This window comes from Catellatospora tritici (assembly GCF_019083965.1).
GTDB lineage: Bacteria > Actinomycetota > Actinomycetes > Mycobacteriales > Micromonosporaceae > Catellatospora > Catellatospora tritici.
Genome location: NZ_JAHRCY010000006.1, coordinates 18,021 through 34,988 on the forward strand (window position 1 = coordinate 18,021; position 16,968 = coordinate 34,988).

General features: G+C 72.4%; 12 protein-coding genes. 7 read left to right on the plus strand and 5 right to left on the minus strand.

Features of this window, described 5'->3' with window-relative positions:
- Positions 1–7: 7 nt before the first annotated feature.
- On the minus strand, positions 8–4,483 hold the full coding sequence (locus tag KUA19_RS14860; protein WP_217393638.1) for an ATP-dependent helicase: 4,476 nt from the start codon (positions 4,481–4,483) through the stop codon (positions 8–10).
- 244 nt (positions 4,484–4,727) lie between these two features.
- Here KUA19_RS14860 and KUA19_RS14865 point away from each other — a divergent pair, with 244 nt between their 5' ends.
- On the plus strand, positions 4,728–5,027 hold the full coding sequence (locus KUA19_RS14865) for a hypothetical protein (protein WP_308167250.1): 300 nt from the start codon (positions 4,728–4,730) through the stop codon (positions 5,025–5,027).
- Positions 5,028–5,225: 198 nt separating this feature from the next.
- Here KUA19_RS14865 and leuE read toward each other — a convergent pair whose 3' ends face one another.
- Positions 5,226–5,876: a leucine efflux protein LeuE gene (gene leuE / locus KUA19_RS14870; RefSeq protein ID WP_217393634.1), complete on the minus strand. Its 651-nt coding sequence runs from the start codon at positions 5,874–5,876 to the stop codon at positions 5,226–5,228.
- 9 nt (positions 5,877–5,885) lie between these two features.
- On the minus strand, positions 5,886–7,088 hold the full coding sequence (locus KUA19_RS14875) for a bifunctional pyridoxamine 5'-phosphate oxidase family protein/GNAT family N-acetyltransferase (RefSeq protein ID WP_217394622.1): 1,203 nt from the start codon (positions 7,086–7,088) through the stop codon (positions 5,886–5,888).
- A 91-nt stretch (positions 7,089–7,179) separates the two neighbouring features.
- On the opposite strand from KUA19_RS14875, the gene KUA19_RS14880 reads away from it, so the two are divergent.
- Positions 7,180–8,514 carry an aminotransferase class I/II-fold pyridoxal phosphate-dependent enzyme gene (locus tag KUA19_RS14880; protein WP_217393632.1) on the plus strand — a complete coding sequence of 445 codons (1,335 nt, stop codon included), beginning with the start codon at positions 7,180–7,182 and terminating at the stop codon, positions 8,512–8,514.
- Here the strand turns inward: KUA19_RS14880 and KUA19_RS14885 are convergent.
- Together KUA19_RS14885 and KUA19_RS14890 are read right to left on the minus strand one after the other, a co-directional pair.
- A complete protein-coding gene (locus KUA19_RS14885; RefSeq protein ID WP_217393630.1) occupies positions 8,511–8,921 on the minus strand; it encodes a TFIIB-type zinc ribbon-containing protein in 411 nt (136 codons plus the stop codon). The two genes, KUA19_RS14880 and KUA19_RS14885, sit on opposite strands and share 4 nt — an antisense overlap.
- Before the next feature lie 89 nt (positions 8,922–9,010).
- Positions 9,011–9,898, minus strand: a complete 888-nt coding sequence (locus KUA19_RS14890) for a phytanoyl-CoA dioxygenase family protein (RefSeq protein ID WP_217393628.1) — start codon at positions 9,896–9,898, stop codon at positions 9,011–9,013.
- A 416-nt stretch (positions 9,899–10,314) separates the two neighbouring features.
- Between KUA19_RS14890 and KUA19_RS14895 the strand changes: the two genes are divergently transcribed.
- The 5 genes from KUA19_RS14895 (at position 10,315) to rny (ending at position 16,935) form a co-directional block, all read left to right on the plus strand.
- Positions 10,315–11,619 (plus strand): MFS transporter, encoded by a 1,305-nt coding sequence (locus KUA19_RS14895; protein WP_217394621.1) that lies wholly within the window; start codon positions 10,315–10,317, stop codon positions 11,617–11,619.
- Between the two features lie 477 nt (positions 11,620–12,096).
- Positions 12,097–12,297, plus strand: coding sequence for a DUF3046 domain-containing protein (locus KUA19_RS14900; protein WP_217393626.1), 201 nt, complete (start codon positions 12,097–12,099; stop codon positions 12,295–12,297).
- 193 nt (positions 12,298–12,490) lie between these two features.
- Entirely contained in the window at positions 12,491–13,543 is a 1,053-nt protein-coding gene (recA, locus tag KUA19_RS14905; protein WP_217393624.1) for a recombinase RecA, read from the plus strand.
- A gap of 25 nt (positions 13,544–13,568) precedes the next feature.
- Positions 13,569–14,219 (plus strand): regulatory protein RecX, encoded by a 651-nt coding sequence (locus tag KUA19_RS14910; protein WP_217393622.1) that lies wholly within the window; start codon positions 13,569–13,571, stop codon positions 14,217–14,219.
- Between the two features lie 859 nt (positions 14,220–15,078).
- Positions 15,079–16,935 carry a ribonuclease Y gene (gene rny, locus KUA19_RS14915; protein ID WP_217393620.1) on the plus strand — a complete coding sequence of 619 codons (1,857 nt, stop codon included), beginning with the start codon at positions 15,079–15,081 and terminating at the stop codon, positions 16,933–16,935.
- Positions 16,936–16,968 lie beyond the last annotated feature (33 nt).

Here is a 16,968-nt window from a genome sequence, read left to right on the forward strand (position 1 = left end):
GTCAGGGTCAGCCGCGTATCCGCAGGCCGCGCGGGGTCATCCGGAACCCGGCCGCCGCCAGCGCCGCGCCGAGCGGGCTGTCGGTGATCGACTCGCCGTCGGCCCGTTCCACCGTCAGGGGGCCGAGCGCGCCCGCGCCGACGGCCTCGGCCAGCGCCGTGGCGGCCAGCCCCTTGGCGGTGTCGTCGGAGCCGAAGGTGAGCAGGGTGCGGCCACCGCGCTCGACGTACAGGACGAGCTCGCCGGCGACGAGGACGACCAGCGCCCCGGCCTTGCGGCCGGGCCGGTGGCCCTCGCCGGTGGCGGGCCAGGGCAGCGCGGCGCCGTAGGGGTTGGCCGGGTCGGTCGAGGCCAGCACCAGGGCCCGCGAGCTCTCGTTGTCCGTGTACGACCGCAGCCGGTCCACCGCCCCCGGCAGCGCGAACTGCGCCGCCCCCAGGCCCTCCACGAAGTACCCGCGCCGGGCCGCGCCGCGCTCCTCCAGCGCCGCCAGCACCGGATACACCGCCGCGAACCCGCCCGGCCGCCCCTCGGCCGCCACCGCCCCCCGGGTCACCACCCCGTGCCGCTCCAGCAGCACGTCAGCCAGTGCCGCCGCGCAGGCGGTGGCGTCGGTCTCGCGCGGGGCCAGCGCGTGCCAGCGCCCGGCCGCCGTGGGCGAGGTCGCCCGCGCCGAGGCCAGTGACCGCCCGCCGGTGAGGCTGGGCCGCCGGTAGCGGGCCCGTGCCGGGGCCGGTCTGGCCCGGTGCGCGCCGTGGCCCCCCGCGACCAGGGCCCGCACCGGGGCCAGGGTGTCGTTGCCGACCAGCCCGGCCCAGACCAGGTCCCACAGGGCGGCCAGCAGTTCGTCGGTGTCGACGCCGTCGACCCGGTCGGCGAGCTGACGGAAGAACAGCGCGCCCTCGCCGAGCGCGGCCAGCAGCGACTCGTGCAGCTCGGTGCGGGCGATGTCCAGCGGCGGTGGGAGCAGCAGCGGCGCCGCCTCGGCGAAGGCCAGCGTGACCCAGCCGTCGTTGCCGCCGATGGCCCCCGCCCCGGCCCACACCACCTCGCCGGTGGCGCACAACTCGTCCAGGTACGCCGGGGTGTAGTCGGCGACGCGCTGCGGCAGGACCAGGCGTTCGAGGGCGGAGGCGGGCACGGGCACGCCCTGGATCTGGTCGATCGCGGCGGCGACGGCGTCGATGCCGGTGGACCGGCGGCCGATCTGCTGCCATACCGGCAAGAAGCGGCCGAGGACCGCGGGCGGCACCGGCTCGATCTCCTTGCGCAGCGCGGCCAGACTGCGGCGGCGCAGCGTACGCAGCACCTCCGCGTCGCACCACTCCACGAACCCGCCGTCGGAGGCGGCCGTGAACTCCCCGGACACCAACCGCCCCGAAGCCGACAGGCGCCGCAGCGTGTGCTCGACCACGGCCACGCCCAGCCCGAACCGGCGCGCGCAGTCGTCGGCGCGGAACGGGCCGCTGGTCCGGGCGAACCGTCCGATCAGGTCGGGCAGCGGATCGGTGACCTGCGCCGTATACGCGGCGGGCAGCCCCGGCGGCAGCGCCACCCCGAGCGCGTCGCGGTAGCGCCCGGCGTCCTCGGCGACGATCCAACGCTCCTGCCCGGCCACCCGGATGGCCAGCACCCGCACGGCACGGGCCAGCTCGGTCAGCCAGCCGGGGTCCACGCCCCGCTCGACCAGCTCGTCGAGGCTGAGATCACCGAGGCGGCGCAGCATCTCGACGGTGTCCTCGGCGTCACGCACCCGCCGGTCGGTCCAGCGCAGGTGCGCGGCGGTGGCCTCGATGACGGCCGGGTCCAGCAGTTCGCGCAGCTCGACCCGGCCCAGCAGCTCGCTGAGCAGGGTCGGGTCCAGGGCCAGCGCGGCGGCGCGCCGTTCGGCCAAGGGCGCGTCCTCGCCGTACAGGAACGCGCCGACGTAGCCGAACAGCAGCGAGCGCGCGAACGGCGACGGCTGTGGCGTGGCCACCTCGACCATGCGGATCTTGCGCCCGGCGATCTCGCGCATCAGCCCGGTCAGCGACGGCAGGTCGAACACGTCGCGCAGGCACTCGCGCGCCGCCTCCAGGGTCACCGGGAAGTCCGGGAACTCCCGCGCCACGTCCAGCAGCTGCGCGGCGCGCTGGCGCTGCTGCCACAGCGGTTGGCGGCGGCCCGGGTCACGGCGGGGCAGCAGCAGCGACCGCGCCGCGCACTCGCGGAACCGGGACGCGAACAGCGCCGACGTGCCGACCGCGTCGGCCACCATCGGCTCGATCTCGTCGGGGTCGAAGGCGAACGTGTCGGCGCCGGGCGGCTCCTCGGCCGTCTCCGGCAGCCGGATCACGATGCCGTCGTCGGCCGCGTGCACCTGCGCGTCCACGCCGTATCGCTCGCGCAGGCGCTGCCCGATCGCCAGCGCCCACGGGGCGTTGACGGGGGCGCCGAGCACGCAGTGCAGCACGATCCGCCAGTCGCCCAGCTCGTCCCGGAACCGCTCGACCAGCACCGTCCGGTCGTCCGGCAGATGCCGGGTGGCCTGACGTTGCTCGTCCAGGTACGCCGCCAGATTCCGGCGCGCGGCCGGATCGAGATTGTCCACGTCCGACTCGGTCTGCTTGCGCAGGTAGGCACCCAGCGCCCGGCCCAGGGCCACCGGCCGTCCGGCCTGGTCGCCCTTCCAGAACGGCAGCCGCGCGGGCTGGCCCGGGGCGGGGGAGACCAGCACCCGGTCCGGGGTGATGTCCTCGATGCGCCACGAGCTGGTGCCCAGCGCGAAGACGTCGCCGACGCGCGACTCGTACACCATCTCCTCGTCCAGCTCGCCGACCCGGCTGGCCTTCTCCGAACCGGCCAGGAACACGCCGAACAGACCCCGGTCGGGGATGGTGCCACCCGACGTGACGGCCAAACGCTGGTTGCCGGGGCGGCCGGTGAGCCGGTCGGCGGCCCGGTCCCAGACGATGCGCGGGCGTAGCTCGGCGAAGGCCGTCGACGGGTACCGCCCGGCCAGCATGTCCAGCACCGCGTGCAGCGCCGACTCGGGCAGCGCCGCGAACGGCGCCGATCGGCGTACGAGCTGGGCCAGGTCGGCCACGGTCCAGTCGTCCATCGAGGTCATCGCCACGATGTGCTGGGCCAGCACATCCAGCGGACTGTGCGGGAAGTCCAGCGGCTCCAGCTTCCCGGCGGTCATCCGCAGCGACACCACCGCGCAGGACAGCAGGTCACCGCGGTGCACCGGGAACACCACGCCACGTGAGACCGCGCCGACCTGGTGCCCGGCCCGGCCGACGCGCTGCAGCCCGGCCGCCACGCTGGGTGGGGCGCCGACCTGCACCACCAGGTCGACCGCGCCCATGTCGATGCCGAGCTCCAGACTGGACGTCGCCACCACCGCGGGCAGCCGACCGGACTTCAGCTCGTCCTCGATCTGTTTGCGCTCCTCTTTGGACACCGAGCCGTGGTGGGCGCGGGCGATCAGCGGCGCCGCACCGTACCCGGTGCCGGACTGGGCCATGATCTGCGCGGGCGGCGGCACCGGCTGGACCACCGCCTCGGCCGCCAACTCGTTGAGGCGCGCGCACAGACGCTCGGCACCGCGGCGGGAGTTGGTGAAGACGATGGTGGAGCGGTGCGCGCGGATCAGCTCGAACACCCGCTCCTCGACGGCGGGCCAGATCGACGAGCGGCGCGGGCCCTCGTCGTCGGGCTCGCCCTCGTCGAGTGCGGTCATGTCCTCGACCGGCACCTCGACGGTGACCTCGATGGTCTTCTCGGTGCGCGGCTGCACCACGTGCACCGGCGCGGCCCCGCCCAGGAACCGGGCCGCCGACTCGACCGGCTCCACCGTCGCGGACAACCCGATGCGCTGTGCGGGCTTGGGCAGCAACGCGTCCAGCCGCTCCAGCGACAGGGCCAGGTGGGCGCCCCGCTTGGTGCCGGTGACCGCGTGCACCTCGTCGATGATCACGGTCTCGATGCCGCGCAGCGACTCGCGCGCGGCCGAGGTGAGCAGCAGGAACAGCGACTCGGGCGTGGTGATCAGGATGTCGGGCGGGCGGCGGGTGAAGGCGCGGCGCTCCTCGGCGGGCGTGTCGCCGGTACGCATGCCCACGGTGATCTCGGGCTCGGTCAGCCGCAGCCGGTCGGCCGCCTGCCGGATGCCGGTCAGCGGCGTGCGCAGGTTGCGCTCGACGTCGACGGCCAGCGCCTTGAGCGGACTGATGTACAGCACCCGGCAGCGCTTGGCCGGATCCTCGGGCACGGACTCGTGCGCCAGCCGGTCGATCGCCCACAGGAACGCGGCCAGGGTCTTGCCCGAGCCGGTCGGCGCCACCACCAGGGTGTGATCTCCGGCACTGATCGAGCGCCAGGCGCCCGCCTGGGCGGCGGTGGGAGCCGCGAAGGCCGCGTCGAACCAGGCCCGGGTGGCCGGGCCGAAGTTCGGGTCGAGGGCGGCGGTGCGAACGGAATCGCCAGGCTGCTGCTTCATCACCGACCATCCTGCCTGCCCGGTACGACAACCGCCGACATCATCCGAACGGACGATGGAAGATTCGGGTGTACGGCTGGGTTCTAATGGGTAGCACCTGTCGAGTGAGACAGAGTGCTTGCCGGGGTTGCCCGGAGTAGTCCGAATCACGTACCGTCTTGCTCACGGTAAGTAGCGCAACGAATACGTCGCGAGAGGTAGGGACGCAATGGTCGAGCGACGGAGCTTTCGTCACGAATCGGACGTGCTGCTGCGGCAGCTCGACGGCCACCTGGCCCGGCTGCAGGCCGGAGAGCCCCAGCCCAGCCACGAGATCGCCCTCTTCGAGCGCATCGCGGCGCATCTGCGCCAACTGATCCGCGAAACCGTACGCGCCAGCGCCGTCGACCGCGCCCGGGTGCGCGCCGCCGTGCACTATGTGGTGACGCGCGGGCGCGACGCCCGCCATGCCCGACCGGCCCATGTGGACGTCTGGGTCGTCAACGACATCATCCGCGACCTCGGCCGCCTCGACCTGCTCATCCCGGAACCAGCCCTGAGCTGATCGCCAGCGCGCCCCACCCGTATGCGACGGCCGGTCGCGGGGGTGCCGCGAGACGAAGCGTGGGCCGTCCGTTCGTGCAGTTTCAGGGAAACTGCACGAACGCGACCCAAGATTCCAGCACTTTCCCTGAAACTGCACGATCAGTCCGCCCATGTGATCGCTCAGGGTTCGAGTGAGCGGCGCGGGGGCGGTCGGAGGTCAGTTCAGGGAGGCGGTGGCGAGCTTCAGGCCGAAGCCGAGGAAGAGGGCGCCGATGGTGGTGCTGCCCGCGGCGGCCAGGCGACGACGACGGCGGAACGCCTGGGCCAGCCGGTTGCCGCTGAAGATCAGCACACTGAGGTACGCCGCGCTGAACAGCTGCGCGATCGTCGCCAGCAGCAGGAACGTGACCGCGGGGTAGGCGTACCCGGGGTCGACGAACTGGATGAAGAAGGAGACGAAGAACAGGATCGCCTTCGGGTTCATCAGGCTGATCGTGAACGCCTTGCGGAACGGGTTGGTCGTGTCCGGTTCGGTGACCGGGACCGCCTCGGCGACTTCGCCGCGCGAGCGCCACCGGGTGACCGCGGCGGCGACCATCCGCACCCCGAGATAGCCCAGGTACGCCGCGCCCGCGTACTTGATCACGAGGAAGACCGGCGGGTACGTGCGCAGCAGCGACGCGACGCCCGCCGCCGAGGCGAACATGAGCACGCTGTCCCCGGCGAACACGCCGAAGGCGGCCCGGTAGCCCTGGCGTACGCCACGGGACGCGGCCGTGGACAGCACGTACAGCGAGTTGGGTCCGGGCAGGAGCACGATGGCGACGGTGCCCAGGACGTAGGTCCAGATGTCAGTGACGCCGAGCATGTCTCATCCTTACCGTGTCTCGGCTCCGCGGAGAAGTCGGCTGGTCAGCTGCTTCTGTGCGTCCGGCCACTCGGCGGCGAGCATGCTGTACAGCGCCGAGTCGCGCGCCGAGCCGTCCTTGCGGTTGCGGTTGCCGCGCAGGACCCCCTCGGGCACCGCGCCCAGCCGCTCGATCGCCGCGCGTGAGCGCAGGTTGCGCACGTCGGTCTGCCAGGTGACCCGCCGCGCCCCGAGCACCTCGAACGCGTGCGTGAGCAGCAGCAGCTTCGCCTCGGTGTTGACCGCCGTACGCCACCGGGGCCGGGCCACGATGGTGCCGCCGATCTCCAACGCCCGCACCCGCTCCTCCGGGTAGAGGGAGGTGGTGCCGAACAGCTCGCCGGTGACGGCGTCGCGCTGCGCGTACGGCACGCGCCGCCCGGCCTCGTACTCGGCCAGGATGCCGCGGATGACGTCGGCCATCTGCGCCCGGGTGTGCGGGCACCTGGACGGCAGGTGCTCCCAGACCTGCTCGTCGCCGCCGAGCGCGGCGAACAGGCCGTCGGTGTGGGCGAGGTCCAGTGGTTCGAGGTGCACGTACCTGCCGCGCAGCGGGGTGGGGGTGAGCCAGCGGGAGACGGCCGGGCGCAGGTGGTCGGGCACGGGTACGCGCACTCCCGGGGCGGGATCGGGCAGCCCGGCGGTGACCCGCAGCGGCACCACCCCGGCCCAGTAGGGCAGGTCGAGGTCCTCGTCGTCGTCGCCGGCCGTGCCGGTGCGGCTGCGCACCGAGACCTCGACCAGCGGTAGCGCCAGCACGGCGGTCTGCGCCAGCTCGCGGTCGTTGGGGCCGCGGGTCTGCGCGGCCCGGCCGGCGCCGATCTTCTCGGTCAGCGCGGTGAGCACCCGCCGCTTCTCCTGCTCGTCGGTGACCAGGGTGGCGGTGCCGTGGGCGATCACCGAGCGGTAGTTGGCGCTGTGGTGGAACTGCGACCGGGCCAGCACCAGGCCGTCGAGGTGGGTGACGGTGACGGCCACCGGCAGGCCGCCCCGGGCCGCCAGGCCCATCCGGCCGCCGGTCGAGCCGTGCAGGTAGAGCGTGTCGTCGAGGCGGACGTGCAGGGTGGGCAGCACCTGGGGCAGCCCGTCGCGGACGAACGCCAGCGAGCAGTGCCAGCCCTCGTCGAGGATCGCGTGCGCGGCCTCGCGGTCGTACGACATGCGTTCGCGCATCCGCAGGGCGGTCGTGCGCTCGGTCTGCGGATATTCGGTCACGGCCCGGCTCCTTGCCTCGCGAACTATGTACTAGTACATTCTTAAGATTGTGACAGCACAATATCGGATCACCGGTGGCTCGGCAATCGCGATCAGCGACTCCGTCGAGGAGGGTGTCCGTCGTGGCGCGCTCGCCCCAGGCGCGGCGCTGCCCAGCGTGCGGGCCCTGGCCGGGGAGCTGGCGGTGAGCCCGGCCACCGTCGCCACGGCCTACCAGCGGCTGCGGGACCGGGGCATCGTGGTCACCGCGGGCCGCCACGGCACCCGGGTGCGTGCGGTCACCCCGATCGCGGCCACCAGGGCGGCACGGGCCGCCATGCCGGTGCCGTCCGGCCTGCGCGACCTGGCCGCCGGAGACCCCGACCCGAGGCTGCTGCCCAACCTCGCCCCGATCCTGCGCGAGGTCGCCGACGAGTTGGCCGCCCGCGACGGCGCCGTCGGCTACGCCGAGGGCGGGCCGCTGCCCGAACTGCTGGCGCTGGCCCGGCAGCGGATGCCGGAGCTGCCTGAAGACGCGTCGTACACCCTGGTCTCGGGCGCGCTCGACGGCCTGGACCGGCTGCTCGCGGCCCGGCTGCGGCCCGGCGACCGGGTGGCGGTCGAGGATCCCGGCTGGGCCGCGCTGCTGGACCTGGTCGCCGCGCAGGGCCTGGTGCCGGTCTCGATGCCGGTGGACGACCAGGGGCCGACGGTGGCCGGGGCGCGCGCCGCGCTGGCCGCCGGGGCACGGGCGGTGATCGTCACCACGCGGGCGCAGAACCCGACCGGCGGCGCGGTCGGGGCACAGCGCGCCCGCGAGCTGCGGCCGCTGCTGCGCGACGTGTTCGTGATCGAGGATGACCATGCCGGGGAGCTGGCCGATGTGCCGCTGCATCCGGTCGGCGGCGGCGCGACCTGGGCGTTCCTGCGCAGCGCGGCCAAGCCCTACGGGCCGGACCTGCGCTGCGCGGTGCTGGCCGGGGACGCCGAGACCGTGTCGCGGGTGGAGGGGCGGCTGCGGCTGGGTGCGGGCTGGGTCTCCACCGTGCTGCAGCGCACCCTGCTGCGGCTGTGGCGCGATCCGGGGGTCGGCGCCGGGATCGAGGCCGCCGGTCGGGCGTACGACCAGCGCCGGTCCGCCCTGGTCGCGGCGCTGGCCCGACGGGACGTCGCCGCGAGCGGGCGCACCGGGATCAACGTGTGGGTGCCGGTGCCCGACGAGACCCGCGCGGTCGCGTCGCTGCGCGACGCCGGATACGCGGTCACCCCCGGCCACGTCTACCGCACCGCCACCGGGCCCGGCATCCGGCTGACTGTGGCGACACTGGCCCTGGACGAGGTGGAGCCGCTGGCCGCCGCGGTCGCCGCCGCGCTGACCGGCGGCCCCGCCCCGATCACGCGCTAGTCGAACAGCTCCTCCAGGAAGCTGCCGTGCTTCTTGTGCTTCTTGTGGCCGTGCCCGTACTTCGGGTACTCGTCGGAGTCGTAGTCGCGCCAGCCGTGCTGGCTGTGCCCGTGCTGCGGCTGTCCGTGCTGCGGCTGTCCGTAGCCGTGCTGCTGGGGGTAGCCGTGCTGCTGCGGGTAACCCGGCTGCGCGGCGGGCGGCGGGTAGTGGCCGGGCTGGGCGTGGCCGGGCGCGGTGTGCTGCGGCTGGGCGCGCGCGCCGTGCCAGGCGTTCTCGGCGTCGACCAGGCGCTCCAGCTCACCGCGGTCGAGGAAGATGCCCCGGCATTCGGTGCACTGGTCGATGGTCACGCTGTTTCGCTCGTACTGCCGCATCGGGGCATGGCATTTGGGGCAGGTCATGTCCATGCGCCCGAGCCTAGCCACGCCCGCCAACCTCGGCACAGACGGCGAGAGGCCGCCCCCGAACCGGGGACGGCCTCTCGGCAGGCTTTCGTTCAGCGACGCAGCCAGGGGAAGGACGAGTCGAGCTGACCCTGCTCCTTCAGCTCGGTGTAGAGCGGAACCTCGTCGGGGAAGTAGCCCCACGCGTGGTCGCCGCCGTCCACCGGGTCGTCGATGCGGCCATCGAGCGCGCCGACCAGCTGGCGCTGCACCGGGCTGAGCCGGGCCACGTCCTGCGCGGCCGGCTTCTGGTCGCGGGTGGCGATCCAGCGGAAGGTGTACCCGAAGAAGACCGCCTTGCGGGTGATCTCCGAGTAGTTGTTCGAGCGCGCGTGCCAGATGCGGCGGTCGAAGAAGACCACGTCGCCGGGGTGCACGCAGACCTCGATGGCACCGGCGGGGTCGGGCCACTCGATGTCGCGGCTCGGCGGGCCGTCGATCCGGTTCATCTTGTGGCTGCCCGGCACGACCTTGAAGTTGCCGCGGCCCGGCTCGGACACGTCCGACAGCCAGAACGCCAGCTTCACCGACAGACGGGGGCGCGGGTCGGTCTCCAGCTCGCCGTTCTGGCGGCCGCCGTCCTGGTGCCACTCGAAGCGGTACGGCTTGGTGGTGGGGATCGGCGGGTGCACGTCCAGGTGCGAGTGGTAGACGTGTACGTTCCAGCCGATCATGGACCACACCAGCGGGAACACCGCCGGGTGGTCGACCAGGCCGTTGAGCTCGGGGCAGCTGGCGACCGCGCTCAGCTTGTGCAGCGACGCGTCCGCACCCAGCTTGCCGACAGCCTCGTGCTCGGCGTACACCCGGTCGACGGCCGCGGCGTAGTGCGCGACCTCGTCCGGGGAGAGCACGTTGCGGATGATCAGATAGCCGTCGCGCTCGAACTGCTCACGCTGTTCGGCAGTCATCGCGCGCGGCGTGACGGGGGTGATGGTCACGGGTTGTCCTTCCCCGATCGGCTGGGTGGCGCGCGGCGTCGCCCAGTGGCTCTTGCGGGGCAGCGGCGCTGCCCTTGCGCACTGGACGTGCTGGTCGGGAGCGACGTTGCCTCAGGGATCAAGATCTGACCGGACGTCCGAGAAAGTCCGGTCGGTTCAGTTGTGCGCGCCGCCGGAATCACGGCACACATCGCGTGCGTGTGCCGCGGAGGGACCCAGCTGGCATGCGTTTTCCTGCTGCGGCCAAGACGATACCCGAATCGTCTTCGACTAGCCCGGGGCCGGTGCCGACCGGCACCATGAGGCAAGGTAGAGACAGCGGCACCACCCCTTACCCCCGACCCCCCGGGAGTCCCCTCGTGAGCGCCACCCTGGCCGACTACGCGCCCGTGCAGGCCCGCACCGTCCGGGTGCTGATGGGCGCGGAGATCATCAGTGGGCTGGGCACGGCCATGGGCATCTCCATCGGCGCGCTGCTCGCGCAGGACATCACCGGCACCGCCGCGCTGTCCGGCCTGGCCCAGAGCGCGGCCGTGGTGGGCGGCGCGCTGTGGGCGATCCCCGCGACGAGCCTGATGAGCCGGTACGGCCGCCGCCCCGGCATCGCCGCGTGCTACCTCATCGGCACCCTCGGCGCGGCGGGCGTGCTCAGCTCGGTGCTGCTGCGCTCGGCACCCCTGCTGTTCGTCGGGTTCTTCCTGTTCGGGGCGGGCAGCGCGGCCAAGCTCCAGTCCCGCTACGCCGCCGCCGACCTGGCCGAGCCGCACCGGCGCGGACGGCAGCTGTCCCTGGTGGTCTGGTCGACCACGCTCGGCTCGCTGGCCGGGCCCAACCTCGCCGCGCCGCTCGGGCGGCTGCTGGAGCCGTACGGCATCCCGCTGCTGGCCGGGCCGTTCGCCTTCTGCGCGCTGTCCTTCCTGCTGGCCGCCGCCCTGCTCACCCTCCTCCTGCGCCCCGACCCGCTCCTCCTGTCCACGCGCGTCGCCCGCGAGGCCGCGAGCGTGCGCGAGGCTGCGGTTTCGGGGAAAGTGCAGGAATCCGGGGCGGAATTCGGGCAGTTTCCCCGAAACAGCAGCCAAGAGTCGGGGGTGGCGGCACGGCCGCGCTTCGGTGACGTGATGCGCGCGGTGCTCGCGTCGCCCGCCGCGCGGCTGGGCATGGCCTCCATGGCGCTCGGCCACCTGGTCATGGTCGGCGTGATGTCCATGACACCCGTGCACCTCGGCGAGACCCACTCCGGCCCCGACACGCTGCGCCTGGTCGGCCTCGTGCTCAGCGCCCACATCGCCGGGATGTACGCGCTGGCGCCGGTCGTCGGCTGGCTCACCGACCGGTACGGGCGGCTGCGGGTCATCCTCGGCGGCGTCGCGCTCCTGCTGACGGCCTGCGCCGTGGCCGCCACCGCGGGCCACCGCACCGACCTGATCACCGTCGCGTTGGTGCTGCTGGGGCTCGGCTGGTCCGGGACCATGGTCGGCGGATCAACCCTGTTCGCCGAATCGGTGCCGGTCGCCGTGAAGGCCCGCGCGCAGGGCGTGTCCGACCTGGTCATGGGCTTGGCGGCGGCGGGGTCGGGAGCGGCGTCCGGGGTGATCGTCGAGCTGTCCGGGTACCGGGTGCTGGCCCTGCTGGCGGCCCTGGCGACGTTGCCGCTGGTCGCACTGGCCCTGCGCCCGTCCACCCTCGCCGCCCTCGCCGCCCTCACCCCCGCCACCAACTGACCGCCCGCCTCTGTCCCGCGCCCACCCCACCTCGCCTGACCCCACCCCGTACCGCGCCGCGCCCGACCTTGTCCCGGGCCGCGTCTGACCTTGCGGCCTGACCTCGCGCTCTGCCTGACCTCGCGCTCTGCCTGACCTCGCGCCTGCCTGACCTCGCGCTGCGTGTTGCTCGCGGCGCGTCACGCGCTTGCCATGATCGACTGCAGTTTCGGGGAAAGTGCAGGAATCTTGGGCTGGATTCGTGCAGTTTCCCCGAAACTGCAGCCTGATTGGGGCGTGGGTGGCGGGGGAGTTCGCTCCGGGCGGTGGCGGCGCGGTGGGTGGTGCTCGTCGTGTGGTCGTGTGGTCGTGTGGTCGTGCGGGAGTTGATCGCGGTCTTCGGGCGGAAGGTGCGGTGGGGCTTCGGGAGGTGACCGGAGGTGGCGATCATGCAGGTGGGGGCGGGCGGAGATCGGCGGGGAGTGGCAGACTGGCCGGATGCGACGGACGGACTTCTGGGAACGCCTGCGTGAGGTGTTCGGCCCGGTGTACGCCACCAGCGTGGCCAAGGACCAGGTGCTCGCCAGGCTGGGTGGGCGCACCATCGACGCCGCGCTGGCCGAGGGTGAGGAAGTACACGTGATCTGGCGTGCCGTGTGTGAGCAGTACTCCGATCGGGTGCCCGCCCGACTTCGCTGACGCGGGTGTGGGCACGACTACGGCGTGGCAGGATGGCGCTCGTACAAGTGTTCGGCTAATCTCCACTCCCGTGCGCTTGTCCACAGGCGCGGCGTGCCCGTATCGCTTTGTCGGACCCAGCGCCTAGCGTGACCGCGTGACGAAAAAGGCTGCGAAGTCGACTGACAGTGCACTGACAGAGGTGGCGACGAAGATGGCGACGACGAATCCCGACAAGACAAAGGCGCTGGACCTGGCGCTGGCACAGATCGACAAGCAGTTCGGCAAGGGTTCCGTGATGCGCCTGGGTGAGCGTCCCCAGGTGCAGATGATGATCATTCCGACCGGCTCCATCGCCCTTGACGTGGCGCTGGGCATCGGCGGTTTGCCCCGCGGCCGCATCGTCGAGATCTATGGCCCGGAGTCCAGCGGTAAGACCTCGCTGGCCCTGCACGCGATCGCCAACGTGCAGCGCGCGGGCGGGATCGCCGCGATCATCGACGCCGAGCACGCGCTCGACCCGGAGTACGCCAAGGCCCTCGGCGTCGACACCGACGCGCTGCTGGTGTCCCAGCCCGACACCGGTGAGCAGGCGCTCGAAATCGCCGACATGCTGGTGCGCTCGGGCGCGCTGGACCTGATCGTGATCGACTCGGTGGCCGCGCTGGTGCCGCGCGCCGAGATCGAGGGTGAGATGGGCGACAGCCACGTCGGTCTGCAGGCCCGCCTCATGAGCCAGGCGCTGCGCAAGATGACCAGCGGTCTGAGCAACTCCAACACCACCGCGATCTTCATCAACCAGCTGCGCGAGAAGATCGGCGTCATGTTCGGCAGCCCGGAGACCACCACCGGTGGTAAGGCGCTGAAGTTCTACGCCTCGGTCCGCCTGGACATCCGCCGCATCGAGAGCCTGAAGGACGGCACCGAGGTCGTGGGTAACCGCACCCGCGTCAAGGTCGTCAAGAACAAGGTCGCCTCGCCGTTCAAGCAGGCCGAGTTCGACATCATGTACGGCAAGGGCATCTCGCGCGAGGGTTCGCTGATCGACGTCGGCGTCGAGCAGAACATCATCCGCAAGGCGGGCGCCTGGTACACGTACGAGGGCGACCAGCTCGGCCAGGGCAAGGAGAAGGCGCGCGAGTTCCTCAAGGAGAACCCGGACGTCGCCGCCGAGATCGAGAAGAAGATCCTGGAGAAGCTCGGCGTCGGCGTGTCCAGCGTCTCGGACGCCGCGGGCGGCCCGGCGCTGCCGCCGGTGGACTTCTGATCCGCTGAACTGCTGAGACGCCACGATGGCAGGACGTCGGCGCGCGCGTACCGGTCGGGGTTGGGACGCCAAACCACCCGCCCCGCCCCGTGCGCCGCGCACCGGGGACCCCGGCGAACCGGGTGACCCGTCGGCGGCGACCCGGCCGGAGCCGGCGCCGCGTGATCCGTACGAGCTGGCGCGGGAGATCTGCCTGCGCCAGCTCGCCGTACGCCCGCGCACCCGGTCGGAGCTGGCCACGGCGTTGCGCAACCGCGGTGTCGAGGACGAGGTCGCGGCAGCGGTGCTGGACCGTTACGACGAAGTCGGCATGATCGACGATGCGGCGTTCGCGCGAGCCTGGGTGAGCAGCCGTCACCACGGGCGTGGCCTGGCCGCGCGGGCGCTGGGGCAGGAGCTGCGCCGACGCGGCGTGGACCAGGAGACCGTCACCGAGGCCCTGTCGGAGCTCGACGACGAGACCCAGGAGCGCACGGCGTACGAGTTGGCTGAGCGCAAGCTGCGCACGGTGCGCGGGGAGCCCGATGCGGTGTTCCGGCGGGTGGTGGGCATGCTCGCCCGCAAGGGGTACCCCGGCGGGGTGGCGGTCCGCGCGGTCAAGGAGGCGCTGGCGGCCCGCAGCGCCGCCGACGCCGAACTCGCCGAACTGATCGACCCCGACGTCTTCGACGACTGACCACCGCCGGTCCGCGTGCCGCCGGTCCGCGTGTCTCCCCGGTGGTAGTAGCCGCTCTTATCGTGCAGTTTCGGGGAAAGTGCATGAAAGCCGACCATGATTCGTGCACTTTCCCCGAAACTGCACTCACTTTCCGAAACTGCGCGCTCGCGCGTGGGGCGGCCGGGGCGAGCGGCGGTTTCGCGGGGGTCATGGCCGGTGCCGAACGCTGACCCGTAATGTTGATCATCGCGGCATCGCGGCATCGCGGCATCGCGGCATCGCGGCATCGCCTGGCGGCGGGCGGGGGATGACAACGTTTTCGGGGAAGTGGCGCGTTCGGTCGGGGCGAGGTTCGGGCGGGCGGGGGCCGCGTCGGGGCGGAAGCGCGGACACGCGCGACACGCCGGGATTCAGAACCGTTACGGACAGCGCGCATTGCTTGCCATCCGGACACAATGGGCGATGCGTGCGAGTTGGTGTCCGATCATGAGTTCTTGACCGGACCGCCTCCGGCAACCTAGCCTCGCATGAAGAGGTATCACCGACCAGCTCGTGTTAAACCACACAACATAGAACGCGTAACAGTACGACAACAGTTTTGCCTGGTGAACACACTCGGCCGCCGACACCCCAGCGCGGCCGACCACACGAAGTCGCAGCTCCGACGCGCCCTGGCGCCGGCTGAGCAGCGCGACGGGACGAGCCTACCCGCGTACCGAAGCGGAATGTAGTCTCGTCACAACGCGCTGTGCGCAGCGATGATCGTGCGGTGCCGTCACCCCCCACCCTGGTCGGGTGCCTCCGCACCGGCACCACCGTGCCGGCCGGGACCGAGCGTCAGGAGGCGGGCCATGACCGAGCATGACGGGAACGCGCCATGAGCGTCGTGGAGACAGCGTTGCTCGCGGCGATCGTCGTGCTCGCACTGCTGGTCGCAGCGACGCTGGTGCTGGGCGCGCGGCTGATGCGCCGACTGGCCGGGCCCACCGCGCCGACCGGCGCGCCGCTGAGTGTGATCGTGGACGACCCTGAGGCGGTCGCCGAGCGTGAGCGGCAGCGGCAGACCCTGGTCGAGCTGCAGAACTCCGTCGCCGACGCGCAGGCCGCGCTGGAGAACGAGCGCCGTTCGGTCGCGTCGGCCCGAGCCGAGGCCACCGCCGTACGGGCCGAGAACGCCGCGGTGAAGGCTGAGGTGACCACCTCCCGGGCCGAGGCGCAGCGGGTGCTCGACGCCGCCCACGCCGAGGCCGACACCGTGCTGCAGCGCGCGCACCGCCAGGCCGAGGAGGACGCCGAGCAGGTGCGCAGCACCGCCCGCCGGACCGGCGAGCGCGAGATCGCGATGCTCACCTCGACCGCGAAGGAGCAGGCTGCCGAGGCCGAGCGCCGGTTGCAGCGGCTGGACGAGCGCGAGCGGCTGCACGCCGCCGAGGCGGAGCGGCTGGCCGAGCGGGAGCGGCAGAACGTGGAGGAGGCCGAGCGGCTGGCCGAGCGCGACCGGCGCATCGCCGCCGCCGAGACCGAGCTGGCCAAGTGGGACCTGGCCCTGCAGGCCAAGGAGCAGGAGCTGGCCCAGGCGCAGGAGCAGCGCCGCCGCGAGCTGGAGCGGGTCGCCGGGCTGACCGCCGACGCGGCCAAGTCCGAGCTGGTGGAGACGATCGAGAACCAGGCCAAGCGCGAGGCCGCGCTGCTGGTGCGCGACATCGAGGCCGACGCCCGCGCCACCGGTGAGCAGCGGGCCCGGCACATCGTGGTCGACGCGATCCAGCGGGTGGCCAGCGAGCAGACCGCCGAGAGCGTGGTCAGCGTGCTGCACCTGCCCAGTGACGAGATGAAGGGCCGCATCATCGGCCGTGAGGGCCGCAACATCCGTGCCTTCGAGACCGTCACCGGCGTGAACCTGATCATCGACGACACGCCGGAGGCGGTGCTGCTGTCCTGCTTCGACCCGGTGCGGCGCGAGGTCGGACGGCTCACGCTGGAGAAGCTGGTGCTCGACGGGCGCATCCATCCGCACCGCATCGAAGAGGTCTACGACGTGGCCCGGTTCGAGGTGGAACGGATGTGCCAGCGCGCGGCGGAGGACGCGCTGGTCGAGGTGGGAATCACCGACATTCACCCGGAGCTGGTCACGCTGCTGGGACGGCTGCGCTACCGCACGTCGTACGGGCAGAACGTGCTCAAGCATCTGGTGGAGACGGCGCACATCGCCGGGATCATGGCCGCCGAGCTGAAGCTGGACCCCGATCTGATCAAGCGGTCGGCCTTCCTGCACGACATCGGCAAGGCGCTCACCCACGAGGTGGAGGGCTCGCACGCGCTGATCGGCGCGGACGTGGCCCGCCGGTTCGGGGAGAGCGAGGAGGTCGTGCACGCGATCGAGGCGCACCACAACGAGGTGCCGCCGCAGACCATCGAGGCGGTGCTGACCCAGGCGTCGGACGCCTGCTCGGGCGGGCGGCCGGGGGCGCGCCGGGAGTCGCTGGAGGCGTACGTCAAGCGGCTGGAGCGCATCGAGGAGATCGCCGGGGCCAAGTCGGGCGTCGACAAGGTGTTCGCGATGCAGGCCGGTCGGGAGATCCGGGTGATGGTGCGCCCGGAGGAGGTCGACGAGATCGGTGCCGCGGTGCTGGCCCGGGACGTGGCCAAGCAGATCGAGGAGGAGCTGACCTACCCGGGTCAGATCCGGATCACGGTCGTCCGCGAGTCGCGTACCACCGAGATCGCCCGCTGACGAGTTCGGAAGGCGCCGCCCCGCTGGCCGGGA